This window comes from Halioglobus sp. D3-4 (assembly GCF_055809315.1).
Genome location: NZ_CM147907.1, coordinates 3,021,518 through 3,045,652, shown reverse-complemented (window position 1 = coordinate 3,045,652; position 24,135 = coordinate 3,021,518). Strand labels below are relative to the sequence as shown.

The window sequence follows — 24,135 nt, the reverse complement described above, 5'->3', positions numbered from 1 at the left end:
GGTGGAACGACCGACGCTCTCAGGGGCGCGGTGGTGGTATATTGGGGCGCATGAATGCAAATATGGATGTGCAGGAACTTCGGGGCTGGGTAGAGCCGTTGCTCACGTTGTCTCGGGTGGCGGGCGACGCAATCTGCGAGCATTATTCCCGTCCCGCCGCGGGCGATTATGAAGCCAAGGACGACGATTCACCGCTGACCCGTGCCGACCTCGCCTCGCACCATCTATTGCTATCAGGCCTTGAATCGCTGGACGCCTCCCTGCCGGTCCTTTCGGAGGAGTCGACGCCGGCCGAGATTAGGCAGCGTCGCGACTGGCAACGCTTTTGGCTGATTGATCCGCTTGATGGCACGCGCGAGTTTTTGGAAAGAACTGGCGAATTCACCATCAATATCGCCCTGATAGACGGCCACAATCCGGTGTTTGGTATCCTGTATCTCCCATTGGAGAAGGTCGCCTATGTCGGTATCCCCGGCGTACTGGCGCAGCGATATACCTATGCTGGAGACGGTAGCTGGACCTCCACTGATCTGGCCACGCGGTCGCTGCAGGCGGCCGACGAACTGACAGTGTTGGCCAGCCGGCGGCACCGTGGGCCCCGTTTCAAGGCTTGCCTGGCCTGGCTGCAAGAGCAGTGGGGCCCCGCCGTATGCAGAAGCAACATGGGCAGCGCACTAAAGTTTTCACGTATGGCAGAAGGGCATGGCGATTTATACCCGCGGTTCTCGCCCTGCTGTGAATGGGATACAGCGGCGGGACAGGCGGTGCTGGAAGCTGCCGGCGGGTGCTTGCTGGGGCTGGATGGCAAGCCGTTGCGCTATAATTGTGGCGAATCCCTGCTCAGCCCCCCTTTTTATGGGGTGGCGGATGCCGGCCACCCGCTGTGGTCGCAATTGCTGAAGGTAAATTTTGCGTAGACGCGTCACAGGGACGACAGTCAGGCTTGTGCCGGTAATCCATCAGGGTATAGAGTTGTGTCTGCCTATAACTTCAAGGGTAGTACTGGTTGCGCGATGAATGAGCCACCTGAAAACGGTACCGACGGAAACGACGAAGCGGCCAATGAGTTGGTGACGCCGGCAATGCGTTTGCTGGATCTTCAGAAAAAGCACCGGGCGCTGGATGGCAAAATCAATGAGTTACACAGCTACCCCTACCAGAACCAGATTCTACTGCAGCGCCTGAAGAAAGAAAAACTGCTCCTGAAGGACGCGATAACGCGGCTGAAGGATGAAATGATCCCCGATCTTAACGCCTGAGGGCCTTATTACCCCGTTCTACTACTCAGGTCCCTGGTTTGAGCAGTCAGCCGCTCAGCGCCCCTTCCAACTGCAATAGAAACATCTTGGTCTCCAGCCCCCCCGCGAAGCCGGTGAGTGAGCCATTGCTGCCAATCACGCGGTGACAGGGCACCACGATCGGCAGGGGATTGCGGCCGTTGGCGGCTCCCACCGCCCGCACCGCGGCCGGATTGCCGATTAATTGTGCTATATCCCGATAGCTGCGCAGTTCCCCGTAGGGTATTTCCGCCAGCTTATCCCAGACAGATTGCTGAAACGGTGTGCCGTCTGCGTTCAGCGGGAGCTCAAAGTGCTGCCTGCGTCGCGCAAAATACTCCGCCAGTTGCTCGGCGCTGGCAGCGAGCACAGCATCGCTGCGCTCGCAGGCTGCATCGTTCGCGTGATACTGGCCTTCGAATTCGATTCTCAGCAGTTTGTGGCCGTTGGAGACCAGTCTCAGGAAACCGATGGGGGATTCCATATACTGAAAGTTCATAGGCTCAGGCTCCTCCAGAGCAGGTTGGCTGCATAGCTACCCCAGGGGCGCCACTGCGCCGCCTTTTCATGCAGGTTGATATCGGGGCCGGGCAACTGCGCCCAGGCCTTCTCCAGACCGAGGTCCTTCTGGGGGAATGTGTCCGGGTGTCCAAGGCCGCGTAAGCTGGCCATCGCTATGGTCCATGGTCCCACGCCCTTCAGGGCAGCCAGCGCGTCAATGTCGAGCTTATCCTCTCGGCCACTGCAGTTGAGACACAGTGCGCGTAGCGTCTCGCGTCGCCTGCCGGGCATTGGAAAATGCTCGTCGCCCAATGCGGCAACGGCCGCCGCGGCAGGGAATGTTATGCTCCCGGAGTCGTGCCCTGACGCCACAGCCAGCCGTCCCAGTATGCTTCGCGCGGCCTGTGTGCTGACCTGCTGGCCGACGATGGCGCGTATCGAAGCCTCATAAAGCGACCAGTAACCGGTGGCCCGTATGCCGGGAAAACGCTCCAGCAAAGGTGCCAGTCGCTGGTCCTGCCCAAGCACATGGTCTATGGCTGCTGGGTTGGCATCCAGGTCGAACATCCGCCTGATGCGAGCGACTGCAGGCATGATGTGCCGGTGGTCCGCCAGTTGCAGTTCCAGTTGCAGCGCGTTTTTCCCCGCCAGAGGGCGGATTGTAAAACTGCCGGCAGCTCCCCCAAGCATGATATTACGCTGGTAGCTTTCGGGGGTGACCGTCTCTATGCCGCTGATAGCGTGGCGAGCGTAAAAATCGACCGCGCCATCCCAGTCATAGGGGGGGCGATAGTGAAGTTGCAGTGCGAGACTGACGCTGGGCGTTTTTGGTTTCTGCTGACTGCGCAGGGCTCGCGGCGGCATACCGAACTGCTGTTGTACGGCGCTGTTGAAGCGCCTGAGGCTGCCAAAGCCGGAGGCGAAAGCGATCTCGGTGATCGAAAGTGGTGTCTCGGCCAACAATTTTTTGGCAAACAACAGGCGTTGATTCTGCGCCAGAGCCGTGGGTGATACGCCCACCTCCCGCTCAAACAATTTGCGCAGGTAGCGCTCACCGATACCCATTCGCTCTGCCAGTTCGCCGATAGAACCGCTGTTGAGGGCGCCCTGCCCAATCAGCTGCAGGGCGCGCTGCACGGTGGTGGAGGTGCCGTTCCAGGCGGGGCTGTCGGGAGCGCACTCCGGGCGACAGCGCAGGCAGGGCCGAAATCCGGCCTGGGCTGCCAGGGTGGCACTTCTGAAGTAACTAACATTTTTCTCCGATGGAGGGCGCGCCGGACAAATCGGCCGACAGTAGATGCCAGTGGTGTGGACAGCGAAGTAAAACTCACCGTCAAAGCGGGCATCCCGCGACAGCCGCGCCCGCCGACACACATCGGGCTCTGGGAGGTTGTCGCGGCCTGGCGCGCGGGCGCGGGAAAGGTCGTTGGTATCGCTGTTCATGATGGCAATATAGCGCCCTGTACCTATTGGTACTAGTCAAAAACGGCCCTGCACTGTTGGGCATCAGACACTGGATTTTTGGCGACAGGGGTCTAGAATGTCCGGCCGATACCAGCTGTCTGATATCGATCGCATTGGAACGCGCGTAAGGGCAGCGAGTTTTCTCCGGGTTGTGCTATGAATCTAGTGGTTTATGCAGTTCCGTTTTTTGTGCTCGCCATTGTGGTGGAGCTGGTCTATGGCTGGCTGACACAGCGCAACACCTACCGCCTCAATGACAGCGTCAGTAGCCTGTCGCTCGGTGTGCTCAGTCAGGCGCGTCGTTTTGTCACCCTGGGTGTTGGTGGCTATGTTTACTACCTAATTACGGAGTACTTCTCCCTGCCGTTGATGGACGCCAGCTACTGGTTTACCTGGGTGCTGGCAATGGTGTTGTATGATTTCTGCTATTACTGGCTGCACCGCATGGGGCATGAGCGCACCATTTTGTGGGCGGCGCATGTGGCCCACCACCAGAGTGAGGACTATAACCTGACCACTGCGTTGCGCCAGACAAGCACCGGCTTCCTGCTGAGCTGGCTTTTTTATATTCCGATGTACCTATTCGGCATTCCAGCGGAAGTGGTGGTGACCGTTGGCTCGCTCAACCTGATCTACCAATTTTGGGTGCACACGGAACATGTGCCGAAGCTCGGCTGGTTTGAATGGTTTTTTGTGACGCCGTCTAATCACCGCGTACACCATGCGCAGAATGATTGCTATCTGGATCGTAATTACGGCGGCCTCTTTATTATTTGGGATCGTCTTTTCGGCACATTCCAGGAAGAACTTGATGATGAACCTGTTGTATTCGGTATCCGTGGTCCGCTCAAGAGCTGGAGTCCGATCAAGGCATTGACGCATGTGTATGTCGATATGGCACAGGACAGTTGGCGCACGAAAGAGTGGCGAGACAAATTGCGTGTATGGGTGTCACGTACAGGATGGCGCCCTGCTGATGTAGCCGCACAGTATCCGCGAGAAAAAAACGATCTGAATACTTTCGAGCGCTATGACCCAGCAGTACCGGTGACGATTGGAGCATATGCTTTTTTCCAATTGGTTGCTGCGGTGCTGTTGTTGAGCTACATGCAGGCCACGGAATTCTTCTATTGGCAGGGCACCGTTGGTTGGGGGGTATTGTTGGCAACCACAGTCGTGACAGCTTTCTGGTTGGAAGGCACGTCTGCCGGTAGTTTGCTGAAGTGGGAGGTGTTGCGCCTCGGAAGCATCACGTTAATACTTTTGTTGTGGCATGCGACCTTCAGCCCCACTTTGCTATTCTGGGCGGGGATTTATGGCCTGCTGAATGTGTGGTTCCTGACGCGAATAGCGCGTCCGCCTGAACCCGATAATGCGGTGCCCGCTCTCTAAGCCAGCCCGGCACTGTATCTTGTAATGTTGCTATGGTCGCTTCAGGCGCTGGGCAGCGCTAGCGGTTTTCACTGATCACGTGTGTCAAACTCGGAATTTCCTGGCCTTCTGTATCGTAAAATGCAGCACTGCTGAAATGCTGTTGCCAGTATGTCGGGTTGTCGCCAATTGTGCCGAAGTCACTGAGCATTACAAAATTGAAGGCGGGAAGACCTGCCTGATCGACGCCGGCGGTCGATGTCAACGCCACGACAACGTCCGTACCCGACGGCGCCTCTCGCTCCTGTCGGCTAAATTCGAGATGAACGTGCTCTTCGGAAGGCTGCTTTGCAGGTGCGGCCGGCTCCAGGCGGTTCAGGAAAATATCCGTGCTATGGACGTCAGGAATACTGAATCTGAATTCGGCACCTGCCAGTTTGGTATTCTGGGGAAGCGTACCGGCCACCTCGATCATGGCCTGCTTTGCAGGCTTTGCGAACCGCATTTTGTCCACACCGAGGCCACCGGGATCATTCTGTGATATGAAGTCGCTCGTCGAGCCCACGCCGCTGATGACCTCAGTGCGCACAGTGTGGGGTTCTATGAATGAAGCTGACTGCAGAATCAGCGAGGCGGCACCGAGCGCCAGAAGTGGCTTCCCGGACCCCGTTGGATTCACCAGATCTATCACGGCCATCCATTGCGCCTTCGCACGTGCTCGTGCATCGACAGCGGTTGGATCACCGTAGACGCGGAACACGTGGCGAACTTTTACGGGGTGAGTGACTGAATTGCTATCGCGAACCGAGGCGGAAATGTCAGCTTCGCGAACAAGCGTGGTCGTAATGTTGGAGTGCTCGCCGTTTGGGTCAGCATTCCCCAGAGAAACGACCACTGTGTCACCCCTTCGAACGGCCTTCGAGAGCGTGACGTCACTCTGGCAGGCGGTGAGCGCAAATACGGCAACCAGTATGCCGATGGTGTACATGATGCCATGATGATTCATCGGTTTCTTCTCCCTGTTTGTACTGATTTTGTTGTGACAGCATGCCCCGGTGGTGTGCCTTCTGTGACGCGCTGCTGCGTTGATAAGCGACCCGGCTCTGGGGCGGTTTCTTAAAGTCTAGTTCGCGTTCTACCAGTACGATAGCCATCTATTCGGGCAATTTCGTTCAACACCGCCCGGTTCCTGTCATAGCTTTTGCATGCGGTGTGCAATTGTTCATCCAAAGTCAGCGCCTCTGGTTTGCAGTGAGGGTGGCGGCTAACGAGAGGAGAGATGGATGCCTTATGTGTGCCTGATACACCAAATTCAAGCGATAGCTTGTCGGTACTGAAACCAACGGCTAGTTTTATTCGCAGCCTTTGCCGTCGTTACAACCACTCGCCTACGTAGCGGTGCGATGGAAAATTCGGATTTGGGCGAGGAGGGGTCGACGAGCAATTCAAGGATGAATGAGATCGGGGGTAGCTGGTGGCACGTGCGGTTACCTGGAGCCATGAGAAGGAACTTACAGGAGTGTGTGATGGACACGAAATATTCCGGCAGTTCGCCAGCAGGAAAAACCACCGGAGCCGGTAGGCTGTGCCGGCGCAAGACGACACACATTCACAGCCATTCGCTGCGCCTAACGGTAACATCTGCTGTCCTGTTGTTGTCCTCCAGTCTCTTCAGTTCGACTACTCAAGGCACTTCACCGGAAACAATTGAATATCATTACGACGACCTGAACAGGCTTATGCGATCAGAGAGTAATACTGCGGCCGCGTCTTTCCGGTATCACTATGATGCGGTATCGAATATCGAGTGGATGGCTGGCCTTGATAGCCCTGATAGTGATGGCGATGACACTCCGAACTTTGCTGATGTCGATGATGATAACGACGGGATTCCGGACGCGGTTGAGATTGCCGCTGGCCTTGACGCGCTGGACGCCGGCGGCGTCATGGGAGCTTTGGGCGATATCGACAACGACGGGATCACCAACATTGAAGAGTACCTGCAGGGTTCGGACATCAATCATTTTCATGGAGACCTGGATAGCGATAACGATCTGGATCTCGGTGATGTAGTTGTCCTGAAACGGATCATCTTCGGACAGGCACAGGCCACACAGGAACAGGCCGAGTCCGGTCATGGTGATGTCAATATGGATGGCAATCTCGATGTTGGTGACCTGGTGATTCTCCGGCGTTTGTACTTCGAATAAGCCGCTACAGCGATAGAAATAACTGGGTAAATCAGACATCGATTTAGTGCAGAAAGCGCATCTGGATGTCCGGGCGCAACACCACATGATTGGGTTGCGCATGGTAAGAGAAGCCCCTGGATTGGGGCCGCTTATAGACATGGAGAAATGGATTATGCTCCGAATAGTCGAAATGGATTTTCGCAAGTTCTTACTGGCCGCTATGAGTGCCGTGCTGTTAATGGCGGTACCAGGGTATGCGCGCAGCGCGATATTTACAACGGTCTCCCCTGAGGTGTTGCACAGGTCCTCACAAGATTCGCCATCTGTCGGTAGTGCGGCGCTGCCAGGATGGGTTGTGCCCGCTGCTGAGAGGGTCTCACCAGAGGAATCGTTGCAAGTGCTGGGCAGAGGTGAGGGTGAATGGGATAGCCGTGCTCCCGTCACCAAGGCTGCCTTTGCATTGCCCGGAAACTATTCGGCGCTGGCTGAGGCACTGGAAAATGATCCTTTGCGAATATTCCGCTATGTGCGTAATCATTTTGAATACGTGCCCTATTTTGGCCTGCTGAAAGGTCCCTACCTCACGCTACATGAACGCAGTGGGAATGATTTTGATCAGGCGGCTTTGTTGGTAGAGTTACTGCGAGCGGCAGACATTCCGGCCCGGTTTCAGTTCGGCACAATGTCTGCATTGGGAGCCGATGATATACAGTTGGTGGCTGACTGGCTGGGTACCGATGCTGATCCCGAGATAGTTGCCAATACATTCGCTCAGGGTGGTGTGCCCGTATCTCTCTCGGGCTCCTCCTTACGCTTCAACCGCGTCTGGGTGGAAGCGACAATAGGCCAGCGAACGGTGCTTCTCGATCCGGCGTTCAAGCCCTCAACCCAATACAGTGCTATTAATCTGGCCAGCGCAATGAACTACTCCGAGGGAGGCTTGCTTGCTGCTTCCGGTGGTATCAATACAGCCGTATCTATCAAGGCTATGGACCCGGCTGGCCTGTCAGCATATCTGACCGACCGCGCCACGGATCTCCAGAATTACCTGAAGTTGAAGCATCCCAATGATCGAGTGGAAGAGGTGCTGGGTGGTTATCGCATTGTTCCGTACGATAGTACGAGCTTGCCCGATGGACTTGCACTGCCAGTGTCTGGCACGCCGATATCCTGGGAAGCTATCCCCGCGAACTATATTCACACCCTGCAACTGACGCAGGGTGGCATCAATATTACGCGCAATATACCGGATATAGCGGGGCGTAAGGTGAGTCTAAGCTTCGAAGATACCAATGTATCCTTCCCTGCACCTCCGGAAGGTGCAGCGGATTTTGGGTCACTGTTAGCCGGCGCGGAGGGGCCCACGTTGGTCTGGTCGGGTACCAATGGAACGGGAGTGGAGGTTGAGGTGATGGCCACCCTCTCGGGGCCGGATGCTGCGGCGTTCGAGTTCACCTCAGGCGGAGGCTCACAAGCGATAGGTGATGGTGAGCCCTTCTCAGTACTCGTAAAATTTACGGGCGTGGGTCAGTCTGCAGGGCGCAAAAATGCCCAGCTATCATTGAGCTACTTTCACCAGGGAGGTTCCATAGGTAATGAGAGCTTCGCATTGACGGGGGTCGTTGAAGCCGAGCGTGTCGCCCGTCTGTATATTGACGATGAACTGGAAGTGGAAGAGGTTGTGGCAAGCGGTGACAGGAATATTCTGAGACTGGTGGTTGATCATCCCTACGCAGCCAATAACAGCACCTTCGCTGACCAATCCCGAGACTTTGACGTGAAGAGAACGGGAGCGTATGTGATTGTATCCGCGTTTGGTGGAGACAAACACTCCACGCTACTGGGCGAGCGCCAGCGCCTCCTGAATCGAATGAGTGTGGACGGTACCGCACTCGATGCGCCTGAGCGACTGAGCGAGACACTCAATGTGATAGGACAGACCTGGATGCAGCAGACGCAGCTTAATTCAGATTTACTGCATACGCTTGCGGGTAAGCGCAGCATTCGCCATCACCGGTTTGGGATTGCGGGTCAGGAAGAGGGATATTTTGTCGATATGGCCGCGCAGCTGGTGTCCGTTGTCGACCGCGTGGCGGCACCCAAACCCGGTGCTTTCAAAGCGCAGGTTTTTGTCGCCAGCGCGATGGAGCACAGCGTGCTTGATCAGCTGCAGGGGACTTTTGAGGGTGGTAGCTTGAGCAATCCTGCTGTGTCTACTATTCGATTGATTGCACGGACAAACAGCCTGGGTGACCGGTTGTTTGTCGCCACCGGTAGCAACTACGACAGCATCTATCCCCAGTTGCGGAACTACTCTAGTGAGATGTTGGATAAGTTCCGGATGCTTACTGACGCAGACCACACACTGGTGCTGCCAGAGAACGGATCGATAGCTGTGCAGGAATGGTCAGGGCACGGTTATGTCGACTATCGAGAGGATGAGGTAGAACAGTTCATGGGGATGATTATTGGCGGTGGCCTGAACGGCGGTAAAGGCTCTACTCCAGGTACTGCTTCTACTCAGGCCGTCATGCAGGAATACCTACCCGAGCTAGTGCTCCGAGAGAATGTGCCGATAACCCCAGCTGGAGATCCGGTAGATCTTGGGACAGGTGCGTTCGTTTCGAGCCTTACCGACTTTGGGGTCGAAGGGGTTGGCACGCGGGGCTTTCAGTTTACCCGTAGCTATAACAGCCAGATGGCATCTGAGGATCTCGCTGGCCTCGGGCGGGGCTGGACGCACAACTACAACATCTTCATCTCCCGGCACAGCGATATAGAGGCGGGGCTGGGTACTCGTACACTATTCGATGCCATCCCGATGATGGTCACCAACGAGATAGCGCGGCGCTTGTTGCAGGCAGATTCTCCTGCACCCAGGCAGTGGGGCGTTGCGGCGCTCGTTGCAAACTGGGGCATGGATCAGTTGCTGAACAAGTCTGTTACGGTCCAAATGGGCCCCAGTGCAATGACGTTTCAGGAAATGCCTGACGGGAGGTTTATTCCCCCCGCCGGTGAGACGGCTGAGCTGGTGCAGACAGGAGAAACCTACACGCTTCAGGAGCGGTTTGATACCGTTTGGAATTTCAATGCCGATGATCGAATCGAATCCATCACGGATGCAGACGGCATGGCGATGAGATTTGTGTACAACTCAGCAGGCAAACTTGTGCAGGTGAAAGATGCCTATTCAAGATCCCTATTCCTTGAGTACCACAATGGCAGTCTCGTTGAGGCACACGACTCAACCGGACGCTCTGCGAGTTACAATCAGGATAATGGCAACCTGGTCGAAGTAAATGGCCTGGAGGGCAGCCATTGGACCTATGGTTACGATAGCTTGCAGCGTATGCTAACTGTTGTTAACCCCGTTGGTGTGCAGATTGTTGATAACACATACAACGACTTCGATAGAGTGGTGGAGCAGAAGGCTCCCCGGGATGTTGGGCTGGTCACATACAAGATGCATTATGGCGGGGTTTTTTCGGCGGAGGAGGGGCCTGAGGGAGGCCGCACTACCTATCATTTCGATCTGGAGGGCCGCCGCGTCGCCGTGGAGGATGCGTTGGGGCATATCGCGCGCGTCGTGTATGACGGTCAGGGGCATGCAGTGCAGAATGTCGACCCTCTGGGCAACCTGAATACCGCAGTTTACGATGCATACAATAATCTGGTGGAAGAGAAAGATGCTCGTGGTAATAAGGTAATTCACACTTATGACGCGGGGCACCATCTGGTTGCGACAACAGACCCGTTGGGCCACGAAACGGAGTTTGACTATGACGCCAAGCATCATCTCATCAGTCAATCCGATGAGTTGGGCAACACGGTTCAAACTGCCTACCTTTCCAGCGGTCTTGTTGATCTGGTAATTGACCCTCGCTCCACGCAAACGCGCAACAGCTACGATAGTTATGGCTACCCCAAAAGCGCCACAACAGGCAGTCATCCCCAGGTGAAGTGGAATTATAGTATGCGCGGTGATCTCGAGATGTTCACTGATCAGGAAGGTGCGATAACGAGGTTTACTTATGATCAGCGTGGGTTAGTCACGAGCAGGAAAGACTCTCGGGGAAGGGTAGGTAGTCGCGAATACACGGCAGCGGGAAAACTCCAGAAGAAGACGGACCGCCTGAATCGAATTACAAACTTCTCATATACGGACTCGGGAAAGTTGGACGTTATCCAGACTCCGCAGTCATCGGTCAATTTTAACTATGACTCCCGCGATAATCTGGTGGAGATGATTGACTCTACAGGTTCAACAACTAACACATACGACGCTGCTGGTCGTCTTACCAGTCATACCGATGGCAACGGACACACGGTGGGCTATAGGTATGATGCAGCAGGCAATCTGACCGCCTTGATCTATCCGCCAGGTAATAAGCGGTTATCGTATACATACGATAACCTCAATCGCCTCAGCACAGTAAGCATTGACTGGCTAGCGGGGAGGCCCACTATGCGATATATCTACGACCATGCAAGCCGGGTGGATCGCGTAGAGCATTTCAACGCAATGGAGACTGATTACACCTGGGATGACGCCAACAGGTTAACCGGAATCACGCATGACGGTGCCACTAGCCTGGTAGAGTACAGTTTCGTACTGGATGCTAACGGTAACAGACTGCGCGAGACGGTTTCTCCAGGGCCGCTAATTGTCGGGGAGCAGGCTCCGAAGGACACCAGTTTTAGCTACAACTTGCAACGCAATCGGCTGAACAAAACATCCACGCATTCCTATACTTATGACTCGGAAGGTCAGCTCACGGCAACACTGGATACAGTGCGCAGTCGCTATACCTACGACAACGAGGGGCAGCTTGCCGGTAAAGATACCGTAGACTACACTTTTGATGATGCGCATAGGCTTGTGCAGCGAGGTGATGACAGCTTTGTATACGATGGCGTAGGAAATCGCCTCAAGGCTATTCGCGATGGAAGGGAATTTCAGTACATCTATGACGCAGCAGGCAACCTGCTCGCCCAAGCCAATTCCTCCGGCCAGTACACCCGCTACTATATCTATGGCGCAGGGCTGACAGCCATGGCTGCCGGCGGAACTTACTATGTATACCACTTTGACGGTACGGGGCACACCGTGGCGCTGACCAATGCCAGCAATGAAGTAGTAAACAAGTACGCATATTCCCCCTACGGGAAAATTTTGGCTGAGGAACAAAACATCACTCAGCCCTTCAAGTACGCGGGGCAAGTGGGCATCTTCACCGAAGACGATAATCTCTACTACATGCGCGCTCGCTACTACGATGCTGAGGTAGGGCGTTTTATAAGTGAAGATCCGGCGGGACTAGTCGACGGACCAAACCTGTACGCATACGTAGGCGGAAACCCGATTGGAGCAGTTGATCCTACAGGCCTAATAAAATGGAGGGGTACCGCGACCACCTTGTCCGCTACAGGCCCAGTTGGTGCGACAGTTACGACATATAAGCTGACATCGGAAGTTGTGGATGGTAAGCGAGCTACTGTTACCGTTACGGCCGTGGGACCTAGTATCGGTTATGGTGCCAACCTTGGTGGTACTCATAGTCAAATAACTTTTCAGGATTCCCTGGACTCTATCAATCCACAAGTATTCAGCGGCCACTATAGGGCAGGTCAGATTGGATTTACGATTCCATTTGGACCTGGCTATGGAGCATATGCTATCGGTATGGGGGGTGCTACAGCTATTGATCATGGGCTGATAGATATCGGTTACGATGCCAGTATTTCGGGAACGTTAGGCACGTCGACAGTTACCAGCGTAACCTACGGGAAATAGCTTTACTAATGAATATCCGTATAAAAACATTGTTAGTGGTATTGGTGCTTGCGTTTGCAATCATGGTGATGGTGGCCAATCCAATTTTGGAATTGCGAAGTTTAGCTCTTAGTGCACTATTTTGTGGTGCAATGCTAGGTATCATCTATTTGCATGCAAGGAGAAAGAGAGAAGTTCTTAGCGGTGGAACTCTATTTCTTTATTCTGCAGTGGCATCAGTGGCCTGTTCGGTGGCGCTCTTTATCATTTTGCACGTTACTTTGATTGTATTTGGTCTGAATATATTGGACAGTATTGATACAGCCTATACACCAGCGGGCGTGTTAGTGACAGCCGTGCTGTGCTTTCCCTTTTGCTGGCGAATGCTCAAATAGCGGTATATCGATCACTTTTACTCCGTATTCTCGCATCATCATATGGGGGTACTACCTTAGTTCGTGACCATGAGAATATCTCCGCAGTAGCCGGAATAAAGTATTCAATCGTTCTGGCACAACAGATTTGTCTCGACGCTGATGTTGTTCTCGCCATTGTCCAAGTAGAGCGTGCCACCCACAATACTGACATTGAGCTGTACAGTGCGATCCATCAAATCAGTAGCGGCCTCTATCTCGGCCCAATCAAAGTGCCAGACAGCCAGGTGCGGTAGCGCGCCTATCTCATCGCCCTGTAACTTCCACCAGGTAGAGGCACTTTTGCCGAACGCGTAGATACTGACCTGACGGGCCCGCCCGCAGGCCTTTCGCAGGCGCGCGTGTTCCGGTTGGCCCACTTCAATCCAGTGATCAATGTCACCGTGGTCGCTGTGAATCCATAGATCGGGTTCATCCGATGTCGAGATGCCCTTGGTAAACTCGAGGCCGCGAGTGCTGTTTAGGCAGTAGGCCAAGAGGCGAGCCGTCATTCGCTCAAGTGTTTCCGAGGGGTGTCTGGCGAGTGTTAGGGAGAGTGATTCAAATATATTGCGATCACTGTCGGCTAGTTCGATCTGTGCTTTATATATAGTGGGCTTTAGCGCCATGGTGCTGATGCATCCTAAGATTCATTGTGAAGGTTTTTTGGCTTGATGTCGGACGTTTTGTCTTCGATGCCGGGGGTCACACGCTCGGGTGGTGGCGTGATTCCCACAATACCACGGCACACACCAGCGCGACGACGGCGTCTACCGCGATTCGCAAGGTATATGCCAGTTCGGGATGAGGTAAGTGGTAGATCAGTACACAGGATGCCGTGACGGGTATAACTATGCCCAAAACGAGGGAAAAGCGTGAATGCCCAAACAGGCCGATGCCGATAATCACATACACCGTACCCCACAGCCCATCGATAAGTGCGGTTCCCGTTAATTGCCGCAACCATAGTGCTGCAAACTGCGCAGTTCCCGATAGACACATAAGGGTGGCGGCGGTCTTGCGTAACATTGAACCTGGGCCGTGTGCCATTTTTCTCTCAGTCTGATTCTATGCGGTGCTGCCGCGTTGTGATGGATGAGTGTCTCCGTCAAGAGTAGCGGAAATTGGTTTGCGGCGGCAACTGGACGATCGCTTGTGCGATCACATATTACTGCGGCGCTTGCCCAATGCCTTTTCGCACAGTGCCTGTACCTCATCGAGCCCGGCAAGCATGTCGTCGATGTCCTGCTTTTGTTGTTCCAGCGCATCGCGTCTCAGGGCGATTTTTTCTATCAGGGCATTCAGCTGTTGTGTGTTGTTGTGGGAGGGATCATACATATCGATCACATCCACACTCTCCTGCAGTGTCATGCCGATGCGTTTGCCGCGCAGAATGAGTTTTATACGGACACGGTCAGCTGCGGAATACAGTCGCTTTTGCCCGTCGCGCCGGGGCTGGATCAGGCCCTTTTCCTCGTAAAAGCGAATGGTGCGGGTGGTGACGCCGAATTCCTGCGAGAGCTCGGAGATCGTATAGGTTTTATCGACCATTGTACTGGAACCTGGTAGTCGGGCATGCGATTAGCAGTGTAGAGGATATTTACGTTGACGCAAACGTAAGTATAACTCTCCAGATGTGTCTAACTCGGCGCTCAATTTTGCTATCATCGCGATTCTATCGATGGACCAGAGTGCTGCTATTCATGTCAAATACCACGCTGTTGCCACTGCTGGCAGATGGCGAGTTCCACTCTGGTCAGGAGCTGGCTGATGTTATCGGAGTAAGTCGAACGGCTGTGTGGAAGCAGGTCAATCGGCTTGCCGCAGAGTCCGGCATCGAGATTGAATCTGTCAAAGGAAGAGGTTACCGGATTTCAGGCGGCTTGGATCTGCTCGATGCCGATGTGGTGAGAATGGCGCTGGCCGAGCGATCACGCGCTCTGCTGACCCGGCTGGATATTGTCGACAGTGTCGACTCCACGAATACTGAGGTCACTCGCTGGGTGGAGCACAGCGGTTCATCGGGGCTGGTGTGCAGCGCGGAACAGCAGACGGCAGGCCGTGGTCGCCGCGGTCGGCAGTGGGTCAGTCCCTATGCCGGTAATCTCTACTTGTCATTGTTATGGGAATTCAATCAGGGTGCAGCGGCGCTGGAGGGCTTGAGCTTGGCAGTGGGCGTTGCTGTGGCGCGAGCCCTGCGGGCATGCGAGGTTCCTGCTGTGCAGCTCAAATGGCCGAACGATGTACTGTACGACGGGGCCAAACTCGGTGGCATCCTGCTGGAGATGAGTGGCGATGCGGCTGGCAGTTGCCGGGTAGTAATTGGTATCGGCCTCAATGTTGCTATGCCGCGCTCCGCAGCAGGCGCCATCGACCAGGCCTGGACGGATATCAGCTCAATCTGCGCGCACCCCCCCCCGACACGGAATCGCCTGATGGCTGCGCTGCTCAACGAACTACTGCCGCTGGCGGCTGATTTTGAGCAACACGGCTTTTCCCAGTGGCGCGATGAGTGGCTGGCGTTGGATGCCTTTGCCGGCACCTCGGTGGTATTGCATACCGGATCAGGTCAGCTGGCGGGCGTCGCGCGAGGTGTTGATGAGCGTGGTGCGCTGCGCCTTGAAACCACCACGGGTGTGCAAACCGTCTACGGTGGAGAAATCTCCCTGCGGGCCGCACAATGAGTGGTTCAGTTAACTGCCTGCAACTGGATGTTGGTAACAGCAGTGCGAAGTGGCGACTCCTGTGTGGTGATCAGATTATGGAGCGAGGCAACTACCGGCCCGACGATATTGCATCGGAGGCGCTGTTACTCAATTGCGCCGAGGCGGTGGATCATATCTGGGTGGCCAGTGTGGCAGCGAGCGCGACGGAAGAGAGGTTGACGGCATTGTTGACTGCGAAGTGGGGTATAGCGCCGTGGTTTGCGCGGACGCAGGCGCAGACGGGAAGCCTGCGCAACAGCTATGCTGACCCCTCCCGCATGGGTGTTGATCGCTGGTTGGCGATGCTGGGTGCCCGCCAACGGGAGCAAGGCAGGCTCTGCGTGGTCGATGCCGGCTCGGCCCTGACTATCGACATCGTCAGTGCACATGGACTGCATGAGGGGGGGTACATCATTCCCGGCCCGGCACTGATGGAACGGGCGTTGTTATTGGATACTGACCGCGTCCGGTTTGAAGAGAAGGTCGGTTATGCGCTAGAGCCGGGCAAATCTACCGCAGCGGCAGTGCGCCACGGTATCGCGCTGGCGCAGGCGGGTGCCGTTGAGTTGGCGCTGCAGCAGGCAGGCGGCGAGTCGATGACCTTGTTTTTCAGCGGTGGTGCGGGAGACACATTGATGAAGCTGGTGCAGCGCAGCAGCCAGTGGGCACCCGATCTGGTATTTGAGGGGCTTGCCGCAATGGCGGCAAGCCGTCGGGAAGAGGGTTCCGCGCCGTGAGGTAGCGGCTGGGCTCTTCGTTATGGGTAGCTCAGGGTAATAATCAGGTTGTTGCCATCGTAAGTAAGATTCTTGATATTGTTTCTGAATGGCAACAGGTAAGGGTGGGGTGGTATCTCCGCGCGTATTGGGTTGGTCACCTGCGCGGACCAGGCGGTATCTATCTGGCGAAGGAAGCTACTTGTCGCCTCATTATTGCGGTCGAACGTCACCGCGTCGATCCTCGGGTCATTTAGTAGAATCTTTCTCGTCGCCGCGTCGTAGCCCGGTATACCGGAGACCGTTGCCTGGCCCGTCTCGCTGATTGCAATACTCTCAGCAGGACGGTGGTCAAAGGCTTGCAGTTGGACGCGTATGGCTACGCGGCCCTGTTCTAGAAACACCACGCTCGGGTGTGTCAGGAAAAGGTTTCCAGTCTGTAATTTCAAGGACACCGGGAACATATCAGCAGCAATGCCGGTAGCGAGTCCGGCGGAAATGGGTACGCTGGCGCCCACGGCAGGAAACGTCGCCGCGGCACTTATCGAGAGTGAAAGTACCACCCACAGGGCCAGCTGTCGGGTTCGAGCGGCAATTGTCTGTAAATGTCGAATAGTCATAACGATACTCTAAAGCGTTTCAGCATTAATTCATTGAGGCCACGGTCCCCGGGGCAGGGCATGTCGAAGGGACGCCGGAAATGCCATTGCCGATTTCGCCGCCATTTTCATCCAGCACAACCCGCTCATTGAGAATGATCGGCCTGCTGAGCTGTCCGCGAAACAGCTCATCGCCAGCGGGGTTTATACCGATATAGGTAGGCTGCTCAAAGCCCGTTGTCACCAGCGCCGGGTTCTTCCAGCTGGCGTTCGCTACCCTTGCGCCGTTGATATAGAGATCAATATGAGCCTTGTTGCCGTTGGCGTTGACGGGTGAAATATTGAACTGGCTGCTTACCACCACCTCGCTGCATTGGCCGGCAGGTAAAGCCGGGGCTGTGAGCACCCGTCCAAGAATTTCCAGTCGCAAGCCTGCAGCACTGGAAGACTCTAGTCGCCAGCGTCCCGCTTGCTCAGCAATCACTTCAGGGGCGCCGCTGTCGTCGGCCGACGGTGTTACGCCAATGGCCAGTGTGAAGCCGCTGTAACCGGGGCTGCGCTGCATATCGTTGCCCGTTAAAATCGCACCGCCGCTACTATTGCGCATTTCATACTCAACGGAGACGTTGCGCATCGCTTTGCGCCATTGCAAATAGTTGTCGGTCAGCTCTATAGCAACTTCGGGATAGCGCTCTATCACATTGGTTTTGCCTGAGGGGTCTACATTGAGGTCGGTCAGCCCGCGCATACCGTAAAAGGAAAGAAGCCTCCAGCGGCCATCGGATGTGAGAACTGAATACTGGTGCGCCTCGGAATTGGAGTACTCCCAGTACAGCTCGGGCGGTGCGTCGCGATCGGGGTCCAGCAGGCTTCTGCCGACCAGGTCATCCGGCGGTGTCGCGGCAGTGGCCTGGGCGATGGTGGGGAAAATATCCAGAATACTGACGAGTTCATCGGATACGACGTTGGGCGCGATATGCGCGGGCCAGCGCATGAAAAGCGGGGTGCGCAGGCCGCCTTCTGTGAGCGTGGCTTTTTCGCCGCTAAACGGGTGGTTGTTGTCGGTTTCCTTGTTGGTACCGCCGTTGTCACTGACGACAATGACCAGCGTGTTGTCCGCCTCTCCGCTTTTTTCCAGCGCATCCATAACCCGTCCGATACTGAAATCCAGTTGGTCTATCAGTGCATGGTATTTTCCCTCGTCAGTATCGGGGTGCTGCGTGGCAAAGCGATTATCCGGTTCAATGGGTGCGTGAGGTGCGTAGTACCACAGATTCAAAAACCAGGGTTGGCGCTGCCCCTTCTGTTGATCCAGAAAAGCTACTGCCCGCTCTGTCAGGATGTCCGTCAAGTGTCCCGGCTTCTGCTGCAGTGGTGATTGGTTATCGCGCAACCACGGGTCTTTGTAGGTCGGTTTCCAGTAGCGAATGCCATCTTCTGAGGGCCCGCTGAGTTCGTTGTTGTGTAAGAAGCCGTACCAGTCATCGAAGCCATAGTGGCTGGGAGATTGTTCCGGCGTCGCACTCACGATATGCCATTTGCCGATGTGCTGTGTCCGATAGCCCTGTGCTTGCAGCATGGTGGCGATGGTTGGTGTGCCGGCGGACAGCCCTAGATGGTTCGGGCGCAGACCATGGGATGCCGGAAAGGTACCGGTCATCAGGGCCGCTCGGGCGACTGAGCAAGTCGCATCAGCGTAGTGGCGGGTATACCGAATGCCTTCCGCCGCCAGTGCGTCCAGATTGGGGGTGGGTGTATCGGGATTGCCGTTGGCTCCCAGGTCGTTGTACCCAAGATCGTCCAGTGCTATCAGCAGAATGTTAGGCGGTGTCGTGTTGTTCGGAGCCTGCACGGGAAGATGTTCGGGAGTGGTGGTACAGGCACTGAGCGCAAGAAGCACAGGCAAAATGACGAGAATAAGAGTGCGCATGCAGACAATCCTTATTATGTATGTGCAGCTGCGCTTATACAGCTGGAGTATCAGGGGCCTTCTTCGTCTTCATAGACGCCAAGTTCGATTGCTTCCTGCTCGAGTTGTTCGTCTTCGCCGGGGTCGCAACTCAGATCGTCAGCAAGCTGGCCTGCAGCCGCGTCTGTAGTTATGCAATCGATAGCCTGGGGGTCGTCGGCCGCTTCTTTTTTATCCGCAACAATGCCGATGTTGAATGCCGCATAGCCGGGCAACATAAACTGGTTTAGCGCCATACCCAACACGCGGCCAGAATAGGGTGAAATGACATCAACAGATTCGTTCGTTATCGGATTCACCATGGAGCCCAGCACGTCACCTTCCCATATACGCTCACCCACCTCAACGTCAGAAATCAGCAGCCCGCCAGTATTGACCCTCACCCAGCGGGAGCTGTAGAAAACCGGCTGGGAGCCGCCCACAGTCCACAGTCGTCGGGTCATGTCCAGCCCACTGAGGACATTCTCTATTATCTCTACGCCTTGATCGACATGTTCTGGTTGTAAGCTACCGGGTTCACCCAGTTCAAGTGCCACCGCAGGAATGCCGTAATTGGTTGCGGCGCTGCGCAGGTTGCCTCGCAGCTTACGGCTGTGCAGCACGGCTGTTGAACCAAATTTTGTTGTGAATTCCAGCACCTCGGGTATCTGCAGGTTCGCTCTAACCTGCGGCATGTTGGTCCGGGTGAGAGAACCGGTGTGGAGATCAATCAGCAGATCGCAATGGCGAACGATGTCCTCAAAGAAAGAGAATGCAATGCGCGAGGCAGAACTACCATTGGGGTTGCCGGGAAAGTATCTGTTGAGATCGCGTCTGTCCGGTAAGTAGCGGGTACCCCGTGTAAAGCCAAGCAGGTTTACGATTGGAACGCCAATCACCGTACCATAGAGCTTGTTGGGCGAGAGGTCGCTAACCAGTCTTCGTATAATCTCAACCCCGTTCAACTCGTCCCCATGAATGGCTGCTGTCAGGCATAGTGTCGGGCCGGAATGTTTGCCCCGGATTACGTATACCGGGGTCTCCAGTTTGCTGCCATAGGATGTCTCTCCAGCCACCCATAGCAGGCGGTGCGACTCACCCGGTGCCACTTGTGTGCCGAGGATATTCAGCATTGGCCTGGTTTTGGCAGGCTTGTTTTTCGCTTTGTCTTTTTCCTTTGTCTTGTATTCCTTGAGGGTCGTATCTGTCGCTGCGGATGTAGAGTTCGCGGTTGCCGCTCCCGGCGCCGGTATTCGCTGCAGTGCAGGAACGGTAATTGGCTGCAGTGCCTCTGCACCGGCTTCTTCTGCTGTGACCTCGGGATCTGCGGTCACCCCGGCTTCGGCTGTCGGCACTTCAGGTTCGCCGGCTGCAGTTGCCTTTGCGACCTTCGAGGAATCTAGTGCGGCCTCAGGTGGGGGCTCGCTGGTGAGTTGTTCGATGCGGGCGGGCTCGCTCTGCGCCTGCTGCGCAGCGGTTGTCTTTGCCTTCTGCTCCGTGTTGGCACTCGCCATTGGCATGAGTACCAGAAAAGAGAGCAGCCACAACAGACAGAGACAGGGGCGGGGTGATTGGTGTTGCCGCATTGATTGAACCATTGAGTTGGAAAATGACTAAACGCCGGACAAGGCGTGGCAAAGATATTTAGCTGTCGATTCCCCTCATTGACACGCCCTGCACTCTGTCGAGGTTTGCCCTATGGAAACGCTGGATGATGTCGGTAGCGCCCTAGTTTTTTACCTTTTCTAAGGGGGCACTATGCTTGATGGCCCGGGGTTGATGCAAGTTTTTTGTCCCGGGCAGGGGGCGCGACTAGCGCAACAGATTTTGAAGCAGACATGGGGGCCGGGAGCGCACGGTCACAGCAACGAATCGGCGTCCCCAGGTGTCGATAATTACCTGGGTAAAAGCCCCCTGCTCTCTACTGAAGGCAGGCCGAGTGCGATCAATAACTGATGACCAGCAGGTGCTTCCGCAATCGTCAGGAGGGGGACTCCATCGCGCTTTGCAGGTAGTTCTGGATACCTACCTTGTCTATCAGGCTCAACTGGGTCTCCAGCCAGTCGACATGCTCCTCTTCGGATTCGAGTATCTCCTCAAAAAGCTCCCGAGATATGTAATCCTGCACCGACTCACAATACGCAATCGCCTCGCGTAAGTCGGGAATGGCCTGCAGTTCCAGCTTGAGGTCACACTTGAGCATTTCCTGTGTGTTTTCGCCCACTAACAGCTTGCCCAGGTCCTGCAAGTTTGGGAGCCCCTCCAGAAACAATATGCGCTCTGTCAGTTTGTCGGCATGCTTCATCTCATCAATCGACTCGGCATATTCATGCTCGGCCAGTTCCTTGAGCCCCCAGTCTTTGTACATGCGTGAATGCAGGAAATACTGATTGATAGCGATCAGTTCATTTCCCAGTACCTTGTTGAGATATTGAATGACTTTTGCGTCGCCTTTCATGGGTCACCTCCTATGCTGCCAGAGGCCATAGTATGACGCCGATCAACTTTGCTGGTCAACCGTAAGTGGTTGATATATAAGGCTAATTATTAATGATAGTGCGAGAGATTCGCAATCGTATTGGTGCCGCAGTCGCGGCGGGTGAATAGTGTGGACTCAGCTGAGGGCGTAAAACAGCGCTTGTTCCTGGGCCTCATCGGGCAATGCTTCACGCAGGATTTCGCGGGTGAGAATACCGCACTTACCGCATTGACTGCCGACCCCCAGGGTATTGCGTACTTCCCTGAATGAATTGGCACCGTCCTGAATGGCGGCGCGGATCTGTGTATCGGTTATTCCTTTACAGAGGCAGACGTACATGGCGCTAACCGGTCTCGATATTTGTTGAGCGCTCAGCGTAATAATAATGAGAATGATTGTCAACAATGGCGATGCACATTTTTAGGTGATCGGCAGTTGACCCCGATAGTGGGCCTCCCTATAATGCACAGCCTCGAAATTGAGCTCCAGAAGCGGAGGGAGTTCAAGTGGCGTGCCGAGGGGCGTCCACAGTCGAGTACGTTTTTGATGCGGGGTGGAGCAGCCTGGTAGCTCGTCGGGCTCATAACCCGAAGGTCGTCGGTTCAAATCCGGCCCCCGCTACCAATTGGCACTGTCGGCTCCATGTATACATGACAGTGTGAAGATGAAAAGCCCCTTTTTAGGGGCTTTTTCGTATACGGAGAAAACAGAACGCCCGTGGCGAGCAAAGATCAGCAAATTGCGGACATGTTGCAGCCTACGGTGGCTGCGCTGGGTTTTGAACTCTGGGGCGTGGAATACGTCGCACAGGGCAAGCACAGCGTGGTTCGCGTCTATATAGACAGTCCTGACGGAATCACCGTTGATGATTGTGCGGCTGTCAGCGCCCAGGTGGGTGGTGTCCTCGATGTCGAGGAGCCGGTAGCCGGGGAGTACGCTCTGGAGGTGTCTTCTCCAGGCGTGGATCGATTGTTGTTTGCGTTGGGGCAGTATGCCTCCTATGTAGGCGAAGTGGTGGAATTGCGCTTGCGCAGCGCATTTGAAGGGCGGCGCAAGTTCAAGGGTATTCTGAAGGGTATTGAAGGCGAGGATGTCGTGATACAGGTCGATGATCACGAGTATCTGCTGCCTCATGGCGCCATTGAAAAGGCGCGTCTGCAACCCCGCGTCTGAACGAGAAAAGAGAACTGGTGAGGCAAAGATGACAAAAGAAATTCTGTTGGTGGCTGAGGTTGTCTCCAATGAGAAGGGCGTGTCTGAAGACATTATCTTCGAAGCCATTGAATTGGCATTGGCAACAGCGACAAAAAAACGCTACGACGAAGAGGCTGATATTCAGGTCACCATTGATCGCAAGACCGGGGATTATGTCACCGTGCGTCGCTGGCTGGTTGTGCCGGATGACGAAATGGCGCTGTTGGGTACTCAGTTCACTACAGAAGAGGCCATTGAGAAAGATGCAAACCTGAAGCCCGGCGATATCTTTGAAGAGCAGGTAGAGAATGTGGGCTTCGGCCGCATTGCCGCCCAGACCGCGAAGCAGGTTATCGTGCAGAGAGTCCGCGATGCCGAGCGTGCGCAGGTTGTAGAACAGTATCTGGACAGGGTTGGCGAACTGGTAGCCGGCACTGTCAAAAAAGTAACACGCGACAACGTTATCGTTGATCTGGGCAACAACGCAGAGGGCTTGTTACCGCGCGATCAACTGGTTGGCCGCGAAACTTTCCGCGTTAACGATCGTGTACGCGCTATTTTGAAGGAAATCAGCACCGAAGCCCGCGGTCCGCAGCTCATCCTGAGCCGATCCTGTACAGAGATGTTGATAGAACTGTTTAAAATTGAAGTGCCGGAGATCGCCGAAGAGGTGATACAGATTCGCGCTGCAGCGCGGGATCCCGGTTCACGTGCCAAGATCGCGGTGAAAACCAACGACCAGCGAATTGATCCGGTCGGTGCCTGTGTCGGTATGCGCGGTTCTCGAGTACAGGCTGTTTCCAACGAACTCGACAACGAGCGCGTGGACATTGTGCTGTGGGACGACAATCCGGCTCAGTTGGTTATCAACGCGATGGCGCCGGCGGAAGTTGAGTCTATCGTGGTGGATGAGGATCGCGGCACAATGGATGTTGCGGTATCTCAGGATAACCTGGCTCAGGCGATTGGTCGTTCGGGCCAGAATGTCCGCCTGGCGGCACAGCTCACTGAGTGGACCATCAATGTGATGAGCCTTGAGGATGCTGCCGAGAAGCACGAGGCGGAAGCCGGTCAGGTGATTCAGGTCTTTGTCGACCGTCTCGATATAGATGAAGAAGTTGCTGAAATTCTGGTTGAAGAGGGCTTTACCACTCTGGAAGAGGTGGCCTACGTCCCGCTGGAAGAAATGACCGCGATAGAGGGTTTCGATGAGGACATTGCCGAAGAGTTGCGAGCGCGTGCCAAAGACGCCCTGCTCACGATGGCCATTGCCTCAGAGGAGCAACTGGGCGCGCGCGAACCGGCGGAAGACCTGTTGATGATGGACGGTATGGACAGGCATCTGGCCTATCTTCTGGCCAGCCGCGGGGTCGTTACTATGGAAGACCTCGCCGAACAGGGTGTGGACGACCTTATGGATATTCCGGACATGACGGAAGAGCGCGCCGGCGAATTGATTATGACTGCGAGAGCACCCTGGTTTGCCGAAGCTGAAGAGTAATC

At 55.2% G+C, this 24,135-nt stretch carries 21 protein-coding genes and 1 tRNA gene; 11 read left to right on the top strand and 11 right to left on the bottom strand.

Annotated elements, in window-relative coordinates; genetic code table 11:
* Nucleotides 1-50 precede the first annotated feature (50 nt).
* Nucleotides 51-917 (top strand): 3'(2'),5'-bisphosphate nucleotidase CysQ family protein, encoded by an 867-nt coding sequence (locus AC0L6S_RS13115; RefSeq protein WP_473424434.1) that lies wholly within the window; start codon nucleotides 51-53, stop codon nucleotides 915-917.
* Between the two features lie 57 nt (nucleotides 918-974).
* Entirely contained in the window at nucleotides 975-1,259 is a 285-nt protein-coding gene (locus AC0L6S_RS13110) for a DUF465 domain-containing protein (RefSeq protein ID WP_473424433.1), read from the top strand.
* Between the two features lie 46 nt (nucleotides 1,260-1,305).
* Here the strand turns inward: AC0L6S_RS13110 and AC0L6S_RS13105 are convergent, their stop codons facing one another.
* The gene (locus AC0L6S_RS13105; protein ID WP_473424432.1) at nucleotides 1,306-1,776 is read right to left on the bottom strand and encodes a methylated-DNA--[protein]-cysteine S-methyltransferase; all 471 of its coding nucleotides are present in this window, start codon (nucleotides 1,774-1,776) and stop codon (nucleotides 1,306-1,308) included.
* The gene (locus tag AC0L6S_RS13100) at nucleotides 1,773-3,221 is read right to left on the bottom strand and encodes an AlkA N-terminal domain-containing protein (protein WP_473424431.1); all 1,449 of its coding nucleotides are present in this window, start codon (nucleotides 3,219-3,221) and stop codon (nucleotides 1,773-1,775) included. The genes AC0L6S_RS13105 and AC0L6S_RS13100 overlap by 4 nt, the downstream gene beginning before the upstream one ends.
* Nucleotides 3,222-3,398: 177 nt before the next feature.
* Between AC0L6S_RS13100 and AC0L6S_RS13095 the strand changes: the two genes are divergently transcribed.
* Complete coding sequence (locus tag AC0L6S_RS13095; protein ID WP_473424430.1) at nucleotides 3,399-4,634, top strand: sterol desaturase family protein; 1,236 nt, start codon at nucleotides 3,399-3,401, stop codon at nucleotides 4,632-4,634.
* 58 nt (nucleotides 4,635-4,692) lie between these two features.
* Here AC0L6S_RS13095 and AC0L6S_RS13090 read toward each other — a convergent pair whose 3' ends face one another.
* Nucleotides 4,693-5,619 carry a hypothetical protein gene (locus tag AC0L6S_RS13090; RefSeq protein WP_473424429.1) on the bottom strand — a complete coding sequence of 309 codons (927 nt, stop codon included), beginning with the start codon at nucleotides 5,617-5,619 and terminating at the stop codon, nucleotides 4,693-4,695.
* A gap of 520 nt (nucleotides 5,620-6,139) precedes the next feature.
* Here AC0L6S_RS13090 and AC0L6S_RS13085 point away from each other — a divergent pair.
* The 3 genes from AC0L6S_RS13085 to AC0L6S_RS13075 all read left to right on the top strand — a co-directional run bounded on the left by AC0L6S_RS13085 (nucleotide 6,140) and on the right by AC0L6S_RS13075 (nucleotide 12,973).
* Entirely contained in the window at nucleotides 6,140-6,823 is a 684-nt protein-coding gene (locus AC0L6S_RS13085; protein ID WP_473424428.1) for a hypothetical protein, read from the top strand.
* A 154-nt stretch (nucleotides 6,824-6,977) separates the two neighbouring features.
* Nucleotides 6,978-12,599 carry an RHS repeat-associated core domain-containing protein gene (locus tag AC0L6S_RS13080; protein WP_473424427.1) on the top strand — a complete coding sequence of 1,874 codons (5,622 nt, stop codon included), beginning with the start codon at nucleotides 6,978-6,980 and terminating at the stop codon, nucleotides 12,597-12,599.
* A gap of 8 nt (nucleotides 12,600-12,607) precedes the next feature.
* Nucleotides 12,608-12,973: a hypothetical protein gene (locus AC0L6S_RS13075; RefSeq protein WP_473424426.1), complete on the top strand. Its 366-nt coding sequence runs from the start codon at nucleotides 12,608-12,610 to the stop codon at nucleotides 12,971-12,973.
* Between the two features lie 104 nt (nucleotides 12,974-13,077).
* Here AC0L6S_RS13075 and AC0L6S_RS13070 read toward each other — a convergent pair whose 3' ends face one another.
* The 3 genes from AC0L6S_RS13070 to AC0L6S_RS13060 all read right to left on the bottom strand — a co-directional run bounded on the left by AC0L6S_RS13070 (nucleotide 13,078) and on the right by AC0L6S_RS13060 (nucleotide 14,542).
* Entirely contained in the window at nucleotides 13,078-13,620 is a 543-nt protein-coding gene (locus AC0L6S_RS13070; RefSeq protein ID WP_473424425.1) for a YaeQ family protein, read from the bottom strand.
* A 76-nt stretch (nucleotides 13,621-13,696) separates the two neighbouring features.
* Nucleotides 13,697-14,041: a hypothetical protein gene (locus AC0L6S_RS13065; protein WP_473424424.1), complete on the bottom strand. Its 345-nt coding sequence runs from the start codon at nucleotides 14,039-14,041 to the stop codon at nucleotides 13,697-13,699.
* A gap of 111 nt (nucleotides 14,042-14,152) precedes the next feature.
* Nucleotides 14,153-14,542 (bottom strand): MerR family transcriptional regulator, encoded by a 390-nt coding sequence (locus tag AC0L6S_RS13060; RefSeq protein ID WP_473424423.1) that lies wholly within the window; start codon nucleotides 14,540-14,542, stop codon nucleotides 14,153-14,155.
* Nucleotides 14,543-14,694: 152 nt separating this feature from the next.
* Between AC0L6S_RS13060 and birA the strand changes: the two genes are divergently transcribed.
* On the top strand, nucleotides 14,695-15,675 hold the full coding sequence (birA, locus tag AC0L6S_RS13055) for a bifunctional biotin--[acetyl-CoA-carboxylase] ligase/biotin operon repressor BirA (protein WP_473424422.1): 981 nt from the start codon (nucleotides 14,695-14,697) through the stop codon (nucleotides 15,673-15,675).
* Complete coding sequence (locus tag AC0L6S_RS13050; RefSeq protein ID WP_473424421.1) at nucleotides 15,672-16,433, top strand: type III pantothenate kinase; 762 nt, start codon at nucleotides 15,672-15,674, stop codon at nucleotides 16,431-16,433. The genes birA and AC0L6S_RS13050 overlap by 4 nt, the downstream gene beginning before the upstream one ends.
* A gap of 20 nt (nucleotides 16,434-16,453) precedes the next feature.
* On the opposite strand, the gene AC0L6S_RS13045 is transcribed toward AC0L6S_RS13050, so the two are convergent.
* The 5 genes from AC0L6S_RS13045 to AC0L6S_RS13025 form a co-directional block, all read right to left on the bottom strand.
* Nucleotides 16,454-17,032 (bottom strand): hypothetical protein, encoded by a 579-nt coding sequence (locus AC0L6S_RS13045; protein ID WP_473424420.1) that lies wholly within the window; start codon nucleotides 17,030-17,032, stop codon nucleotides 16,454-16,456.
* A gap of 25 nt (nucleotides 17,033-17,057) precedes the next feature.
* Nucleotides 17,058-18,941: a sulfatase-like hydrolase/transferase gene (locus AC0L6S_RS13040; RefSeq protein ID WP_473424419.1), complete on the bottom strand. Its 1,884-nt coding sequence runs from the start codon at nucleotides 18,939-18,941 to the stop codon at nucleotides 17,058-17,060.
* Nucleotides 18,942-18,991: 50 nt separating this feature from the next.
* Nucleotides 18,992-20,473 carry a succinylglutamate desuccinylase/aspartoacylase family protein gene (locus tag AC0L6S_RS13035; protein WP_473424418.1) on the bottom strand — a complete coding sequence of 494 codons (1,482 nt, stop codon included), beginning with the start codon at nucleotides 20,471-20,473 and terminating at the stop codon, nucleotides 18,992-18,994.
* A 467-nt stretch (nucleotides 20,474-20,940) separates the two neighbouring features.
* Nucleotides 20,941-21,417, bottom strand: coding sequence for a bacterioferritin (bfr, locus tag AC0L6S_RS13030; RefSeq protein WP_473424417.1), 477 nt, complete (start codon nucleotides 21,415-21,417; stop codon nucleotides 20,941-20,943).
* Nucleotides 21,418-21,573: 156 nt separating this feature from the next.
* On the bottom strand, nucleotides 21,574-21,777 hold the full coding sequence (locus tag AC0L6S_RS13025) for a bacterioferritin-associated ferredoxin (protein ID WP_473424416.1): 204 nt from the start codon (nucleotides 21,775-21,777) through the stop codon (nucleotides 21,574-21,576).
* 208 nt (nucleotides 21,778-21,985) lie between these two features.
* Here AC0L6S_RS13025 and AC0L6S_RS13020 point away from each other — a divergent pair.
* From AC0L6S_RS13020 to nusA, 3 genes are all read left to right on the top strand, one after another.
* Nucleotides 21,986-22,062 (top strand) — tRNA-Met (locus AC0L6S_RS13020).
* Nucleotides 22,063-22,155: 93 nt separating this feature from the next.
* Nucleotides 22,156-22,611, top strand: a complete 456-nt coding sequence (gene rimP / locus AC0L6S_RS13015; protein WP_473424415.1) for a ribosome maturation factor RimP — start codon at nucleotides 22,156-22,158, stop codon at nucleotides 22,609-22,611.
* Between the two features lie 28 nt (nucleotides 22,612-22,639).
* Nucleotides 22,640-24,133, top strand: a complete 1,494-nt coding sequence (gene nusA / locus AC0L6S_RS13010; RefSeq protein WP_473424414.1) for a transcription termination factor NusA — start codon at nucleotides 22,640-22,642, stop codon at nucleotides 24,131-24,133.
* Nucleotides 24,134-24,135 lie beyond the last annotated feature (2 nt).